The organism is Candidatus Methylomirabilota bacterium (assembly GCA_036002485.1).
In the GTDB taxonomy this organism is placed as follows: Bacteria; Methylomirabilota; Methylomirabilia; order Rokubacteriales; family CSP1-6; genus AR37.
This window is the reverse complement of sequence record DASYTI010000145.1, coordinates 1-6483: the sequence shown is the minus strand read 5'-3', so window position 1 is coordinate 6483 and position 6483 is coordinate 1. Positions and strand designations below refer to the sequence as shown.

Genomic DNA, 6483 nt, shown 5'->3' with positions numbered 1-6483 from the left:
GGCCTCTACGAGAAGGCCAAGCGCGATCAGTGGAATGCCTCCCGCGACATCGCCTGGGATACCCCGGAGCCGGAGGACGGCCGCCCCCTCGCCGACGAGCTCGTGGACATCTACGGCAGCCCCCTCTGGGACAAGCTGTCGGAGAAGGAGCGGGTCGAGCTCAACCAGCGGATCACGGCCTGGCGGCTCTCCGTCCTCGTCTACGGCGAGCAGGGGGCGCTCCTCGCCTGCAGCCAGCTCGTGGACACCGTGTCGGGCACCGATCAGAAGTTCTTCCAGGCGACCCAGGTCATGGACGAGGCCCGCCACAACGAGGTGCTGGAGCGCTACATCGCCACCCGCCTGAACGGCCTCCACTACCCCATGCCGGAGAACGAGCGCGTGCTCTTCGACAGCATCCTCACGGACTCGCGCTGGTACATCAAGACCATCGCCCTGCAGCTCGTGGCCGAGACCTTCGCCGTCTCCATGTTCAAGATGATGGGCGAATGCGCCCACGACCCGCTCCTCCAGGAGATCTGCCGCCGCATCCTCCAGGACGAGTCCCGTCACATGGGCTTCGGCATGCTCGCCTTGCCCGAGGTCATTCGCGAGGCGAGCCCCACCGAGCATCGTGAGATGGAAGACTTCACCTGCGTGGCCATCGAGAAGGTGCTCACGGGCTTCTTCCCCATCGACGCCTACCGCGACATGAGCTTCTCCCCCGCCCAGATCCGCGAGGTGCAGGCCTATCGCCGGGACGTGGCCGCGCGCAACGACTACGGCGTGTTCAGGAAATACTTCAGGCGGGACATGCACGCGGCCATGGTCAACAACCTGGCGCGCCTCGGGCTCTTGACGGAGCGGGTGCGCCCGCGCCTGGCTGCCCTCGGCATCGAGCTGCCCTCGGCGGCTTGATCCTCGATTCCTTCCGGGATCAGGCGTCGCCGAAGCGCTCGCGGAGCCGTTCGTCCCGGTAGTCGAAGAGGCCCACGATCCGTCGCCCCATTCCCATGGCATGGGCGGCGCGGCCGAGCGGCCCCAGGGGGAGCCGGTAGGTCACCCGGTCCTCCACCCACGTTCCCGGCGCGCCGCCCGTGGCCGCCCTCTCCTCGAGAAACCGGTGCCGGTGCTCCCAGCGAGCGAAGGGCCCCCAGAGCTGGGCGTCCACGAAGCGGAAGGGCGGGTCGAACTCGCGCACCATGACGCGCCAGCGCGTGGGCAGCCCCGCGGCGCGCACGGTGAAGTCCAGGAGCGCGCCCGCCTCCAGTCGGGCCGGCGGGTCGACGAGCCACGTGGGCCGCGCCCACGCCGGGTGCACGTGGGCAAGGTTTCGAGGCTCGGCGAAGAAGGCGAAGATGTCGGCTCGCGGACGCGGCAGCCACAGACGCCGCTCGAGGACATAGTCGGCCATGACGGACGCGCTATGATAGGCGGGTGCCCGGTCCGGGTCAAACCGGCGCCTACGCCGCCCTCGCGCTGATCGCCGCCCTCTGGGGCTCCTATCCCGCCTTCGCCAAGCTGGCGCTATCGGCATTTCCCCCGCTCGTCCTGGTGACTCTCCGTTGCAGCATCGCGTCCGTGTTCCTCGGCGCCTTGCTCGCGCGGCGCGGATGGAGCGAGTTCAACGCCCTCCGTCTCCGCGACCTCGGCCCCTTGGCCTTCCTGGGATTCGCGGGAATCTTCGTCTCGACGGGCGCGACCTATCTGGCCCTCGCCTTCACTACGGCCTCGAACGCCGTGCTGCTCCAGCCCGTGACGCCGGTGATGGTCGCCATCGGCGCCCGGCTATATCTCAAGGAGCGGCTGGCTCCCATACAGTGGACGGGCGTGGCCTGCTCGGCGGCCGGGGTCGTTCTCATCATCAGCAAGGGGAGCTGGCGGGCCGTCATGCACCTCGATCTTCGCCCGGGCGACTTCATCCTGCTCGCGGGACAGATTGGATGGACGATCTATACGGTCTACGGCCAGCGGGTGCTGACCCGGCATTCGCCCGCCGTGGCGACCACGGCGGCCTATATCCTCGGCTCCATCATGCTGCTGCCTCTGCCGCTCCTGACCGCAAGCTTCTTTCCGCGGCCGAATCTCGCCTCACCCGTGGCGTGGACGGTCGTGGGCTATCAGGCCATTCTCGGCTCGGTGGCGCACGTGTGGTGGTACGAGGCGGTGCGCGCGCTGGGGCCGAGTCGTTCGGCCATATTCCTGAATCTCCAGCCCGTGGTCGGCGTGCTCCTCGCCTGGGTCATGCTCGGAGAGCGGATCGGAGGATTGGCGCTCGTGGGCGGCGCCGCGGTTCTCACCGGCGTCACCCTGACAAGCCGACGGCCAGCAGGCCGCTGAAAAAGGCCCATCTGCTTCGTTGGCGCCCTCGGCCGCAGGTTCAACGTACAGAGAGTACGCCTCACCTGCGACCTTCGGGCGCCGCCTCGCATCTGGACCTTTTTGAGCGGCCTGCGGTGGTTCTACCGCCCGCTATGGGAGCTTGCTGAGCTCCTCGAGGATCTTGTCCGGGTCGGGAAGCTCGCCCTTGCCATAGCGCTCGGCAAAGACGACCTTGCCCTGCTTGTCGACGATGAAGGTGGCGCGCACGTTGGCATTCCAGTCCGGCCAGTAGACGCCGTAGTCCTTGCTGACCGTCCGGTGCACGTCCGAGAGGAGCGGATAGTTCGAGATGCCCACCGACTTCGCCCAGTTCTCGTGGCTGAACGGGCTGTCCGTGCTTATACCCAGCACCTGGGCATTGACCGCCTCGAAGTCCTTGGCGCGACGATCGAAGGCGGGCATGCACTTGGATCAGCCGGGCGTCCAGTCGAGCACGTAGAACAGGAGCACGACCCTCTTGCCCTTGAAGTCCTTCAGGCTGACCTCCTTGAGCCCGATGGTCTTCATGGTGAACTCGGGCGCGGTGTCCCCCACCCCGAGCGTCTTGTTGTCACTCATGCCGACGAGCCTCCTTTCGCCTTCCGGCGTTGACGTCCATCGCGCATGATAGCGGACGGCTCCGCGCTCTTCAATCGCGGCGCCATGCGGCGAGCCGGCTTGCGCGATCCGCCCCAGAGCGCGCGCCGTCGCGATTCGAGGACCTCGTCCGGGAGGCCGAGAAAGCCGGCCGCGGTCAGCACATGCCCCGTGTCCCAGAGCCGCCGAAAGCGCTCGCCATAGTCCGGCGCGCGCAGGGCGTGGTGGTCCATGACCACGCGGCAGCCGGTCTGCTCCACCACATGGAGCAGCTGGTCTATGCCCTGCTCGATGAGCTTCCGTCCGAGCTGCCCTTCGAGATAGGCGGGCGGGCCCGAAAGATAGAGGAGCGTCGGCCGCTGACGGATGAGGTAAGCGCCGGCCACCGGCGAAAGCGGCCCCTGGACGTCCGAGGCATGAACGAAGCGCGTGCCCTCGCGCAGGTCGGTCACCGTGAGGGCCGTGACATAGCCGAGCCCCGTTCCCTCGAGGCCGTGGGCGAGCGGCGGCGAGGCGCTGAGCCGCGCATCGGCCGTCTCCCAGCTCCGGCCCTCGGCCGAGTCCAGCCGGGAGACCGCCGCGATGCTCTTCCACAGCGTGTCGGCGCGCTCGGCCTGACGAGGATTGATCATCCGATGCGGGTCCTTGGCCCACACCGTGCGTCCGGCATAGAGGCCGGGATCGTAGCGGAAATGATCCTCGTGGTAGTGGCTGATGAAGACCAGCCCCGCCCGCGCCGCGTAGCCAGAGATGCGGTCGTTGGCGCGCTTGAGAGCGTCCCACTCCGCGTCCGCGGGGGGCAGGCCATGGCGGTTGGGGGCGAGGGCGGCGCCGGGATCGATGAGGATGCGCGTGGCCCCGCACTCGACATAGGTCGCCATCGAGCGGACACCCAGGGAGTCGGCGGCCAGGGGAACGACGTTCACGCGCAGCGGCCTCCGTCGACCAGGAAGCAGCTCCCCGTGACCATGGCCGCGTCGTCGGAGGCCAGGAAGAGGGCGGCCTTGGCGATGTCCGCGGGCTGGTTGAGCCGGCCCAGCGGCACCGTGGCGACGTAGCGCCGCATGCCTTCCTCGTCCACCTCCTTCTTGCCCATGAAGGTGGGCAGCATGGGCGTCTCGGTGGCCACGGGCGCGATGACGACGACCCGGATGCCGAAGGGCGCCAGCTCGAGGGCCAGGCTCTGCGTCATGGTGGTCACGGCGCCCTTGGAGGCCGCATAGCACTGGCCGCCGGGGCGCGGCTTGAGGGCCGCCGTCGAGCCCGTGATGAGAAAGACACCGCTCTTCTGCTTCTTCATGACGGGCACGGCATGCTTGGCCCCCAGGAAAACACCCTTGACGTTGACGGCCATGATCCGGTCGAAGACGCTCTCGTCCACCTCCTCCACGGCCCCGGGCCACTGCGGTACGCCGGCGTTGGCGTAGAAGATGTCGAGCCGGCCCCACGCCGCGACCGCCTTGCCGATCGCCTGGCGATTGTCCTCGCTGCGGCTGACATCGGCGGTCAGGGCCAGAGCCTGGCCGCCGGCCTTCTCGATCTGCTGTGCCGTCCCGCGAGCGGCGTCGGCGTCGAGGTCCACCACGCCCACCCGCGCGCCTTCCTGGGCGAAGAGCAGCGCAGTGGCCTGGCCTATACCCGAGCCCGCGCCCGTGACGATGGCGACCCTGTCCTTGAGCTTCATGGCCTTTCTCCCTTGATAACTGGCTTCCTCTGCTCCTTGACGTCAACCACGCGGCCTCCCGTGGCCCGCACCAGCTCGGCCGGGCTCAGGGGGAACACGCACTCGGGCACGCCCGCCGCGGCATAGATGAGCTCGAGCCGGAGCAGATCCTCGTCGATGAAGATCTCGAGCGGCGTCTCGTGCGCGATGGGCGCCACGCCACCGATGACGAACCCCGTGGCCCGCTTGACGGTGTCGGCATCGGCCCGTCGCGCCGGACCACCAGCGAGAATCGTCAGTTTCTCCTCGTCCACCCGGTTGGCCCCCGAGGCAATCACGAGGACCGGCCGCTCGTGGACGGTGAAGACCAGCGACTTGGCGATGCTCCCCACGGCGACGCCGAGGGCGTCGGCCGCCTGCTGGGAGGTGTGCGCGGAGCGCTCGAGCTCGATGACTCGCCGCTGGAGGCCGAGCGCATCGAGCGCGGCCTGAACACGCCTTACCTCCGGTTTCATGAAAAGGCTAAAGCGCCAGCTCGGCCATGGCGCGGAGGGCCTCGACCTGGCCCACGCCGCAGATCAGGGTCGTCACGCCGGAGGACTTCCAGACCTCGAGGCGCTCGCGGATGCGCTCACGAGGGCCGCAGAGCGCCACCTCGTCCACGAGGGCGTCCGGCACCGCCGCGGCCGCTTCCTCCTTCTTGCCGGAGAGATAGAGGTCCTGGATGGTCTTGGCGGGGCCCTCATAGCCATAGCGGCACACGAGATCGTTGTAGAAGTTGCGCCCGCGCGCCCCCATGCCGCCCACGTAGAGGGCGAGGCGCGGCTTGACCATGGCCCGGCAGGCGGCGACATCGTCGCCCAGCACGACGGGCACGGTGGGCGCGAGGTCGAAGCGGGCGAGGGACTTGCCGCCGCCCGCGCGCGCGAAGCCCGACTCGAGCGACTCCTTGAAGACGGCCATGCGCTGAGGCGAGAAGATGACGGGCAGCCAGCCGTCGGCGATCTCGGCGGCCAGGGCCACGTTCCTCGGCCCTATGGCGGCGAGATAGATGGGAATGTCCGCGCGGCCGTGGAGGATGGACTTGAGCGGCTTCCCCAGTCCGGTCGCGTCCGTGCCCGCGTACGGGATCTGGTAGTACTGCCCCTTGAACTCGACGGGCTTCTCGCGCCGCCACACCGAGCGGACGATCTCGACGTACTCCCGCGTGCGCTGGAGCGGCTTGCCGAAGGGTACGCCGTGCCAGCCTTCGACCACCTGCGGCCCCGAGACGCCGAGCCCCAGGCGAAAGCGGCCGCCCGACAGCTCGTCGAGAGTGAGCGCCGTGGTCGCCGTCAACGTGGGGGTCCGGGCGGGAATCTGCATGATGGCTGTCCCCACGCCGATCTGCTTGGTCAGCGCGGCCACCCAGGTGATGGTCGTCACGGCGTCGGAACCATAGGCCTCGGCCGACCACACGGAGGAAAAGCCCAGCCGGTCGGCCTCCAGGACGAGGGGCATATCGATGCGGAGCGCGGAGCCCGAGTAGCCCATGTTCAAGCCGAGGCGCATGTCATCCTCCGTAAGTCCGCTTCGTTGTTCGCGAGCCGCGCCGCTCAGGTCGAGGGTCCCATCGCGGGCGCCGTCTCATCGGCCCTTCCCAGCCGTGGCGGGCCAGGGCCACGCGGCCTCGGTGCAAGCGCACGCCCTCCTGCTCGAGGAGGATCCGCTGCGTCACCACGCTGCCCACGGCCGCGCGACGGCTGATCCCGCCCCTCGCGTTGACCACCCGGTGCCAGGGCACGCCGGACGGCACGCTCCGGAGCGCGTGTCCGACCATGCGCGCATGCCGGGGAAAGCCGAGCCATGCCGCGATCTGCCCGTAGGTCGCTACCTGTCCCCGT

The 6483-nt window shown here is 68.9% G+C and carries 9 protein-coding genes; 2 read left to right on the top strand and 7 right to left on the bottom strand.

Annotation, left to right across the window (positions count from 1 at the left end):
• Window positions 1–897 (top strand): ferritin-like domain-containing protein (locus VGT00_14270; GenBank protein ID HEV8532582.1); only part of this gene is annotated, 897 nt, incomplete at its 5' end.
• 19 nt (window positions 898–916) lie between these two features.
• On the opposite strand, the gene VGT00_14265 is transcribed toward VGT00_14270, so the two are convergent.
• Window positions 917–1393, bottom strand: coding sequence for an SRPBCC family protein (locus VGT00_14265; protein HEV8532581.1), 477 nt, complete (start codon window positions 1391–1393; stop codon window positions 917–919).
• Window positions 1394–1416: 23 nt separating this feature from the next.
• Between VGT00_14265 and VGT00_14260 the strand changes: the two genes are divergently transcribed.
• The gene (locus VGT00_14260) at window positions 1417–2319 is read left to right on the top strand and encodes an EamA family transporter (protein HEV8532580.1); all 903 of its coding nucleotides are present in this window, start codon (window positions 1417–1419) and stop codon (window positions 2317–2319) included.
• A 132-nt stretch (window positions 2320–2451) separates the two neighbouring features.
• Here VGT00_14260 and VGT00_14255 read toward each other — a convergent pair whose 3' ends face one another.
• The 6 genes from VGT00_14255 to VGT00_14230 form a co-directional block, all read right to left on the bottom strand.
• Window positions 2452–2919, bottom strand: a complete 468-nt coding sequence (locus VGT00_14255) for a peroxiredoxin family protein (GenBank protein HEV8532579.1) — start codon at window positions 2917–2919, stop codon at window positions 2452–2454.
• Window positions 2916–3863: a hypothetical protein gene (locus VGT00_14250; GenBank protein ID HEV8532578.1), complete on the bottom strand. Its 948-nt coding sequence runs from the start codon at window positions 3861–3863 to the stop codon at window positions 2916–2918. Before VGT00_14250 ends, VGT00_14255 begins: the two co-directional genes overlap by 4 nt.
• Entirely contained in the window at window positions 3860–4621 is a 762-nt protein-coding gene (locus VGT00_14245; protein ID HEV8532577.1) for an SDR family oxidoreductase, read from the bottom strand. Before VGT00_14245 ends, VGT00_14250 begins: the two co-directional genes overlap by 4 nt.
• Entirely contained in the window at window positions 4618–5115 is a 498-nt protein-coding gene (locus VGT00_14240; GenBank protein ID HEV8532576.1) for a YbaK/EbsC family protein, read from the bottom strand. Before VGT00_14240 ends, VGT00_14245 begins: the two co-directional genes overlap by 4 nt.
• Before the next feature lie 7 nt (window positions 5116–5122).
• Window positions 5123–6151, bottom strand: coding sequence for an LLM class F420-dependent oxidoreductase (locus VGT00_14235; GenBank protein HEV8532575.1), 1029 nt, complete (start codon window positions 6149–6151; stop codon window positions 5123–5125).
• Between the two features lies 1 nt (window position 6152).
• Window positions 6153–6483, bottom strand: a 331-nt coding sequence (locus tag VGT00_14230) for an MGMT family protein (protein ID HEV8532574.1), incomplete at its 5' end; no start/stop codon positions are given.

What these genes read in the sequence shown, in the direction of transcription:
- VGT00_14265 (HEV8532581.1), bottom strand. Translation starts at nt 1,393, where the DNA reads ATGGCCGACTATGTCCTCGAGCGGCGTCTGTGGCTGCCGCGTCCGCGA.
- VGT00_14245 (HEV8532577.1), bottom strand. Translation starts at nt 4,621, where the DNA reads ATGAAGCTCAAGGACAGGGTCGCCATCGTCACGGGCGCGGGCTCGGGT.
- VGT00_14240 (HEV8532576.1), bottom strand. Translation starts at nt 5,115, where the DNA reads ATGAAACCGGAGGTAAGGCGTGTTCAGGCCGCGCTCGATGCGCTCGGC.
- VGT00_14235 (HEV8532575.1), bottom strand. Translation starts at nt 6,151, where the DNA reads ATGCGCCTCGGCTTGAACATGGGCTACTCGGGCTCCGCGCTCCGCATC.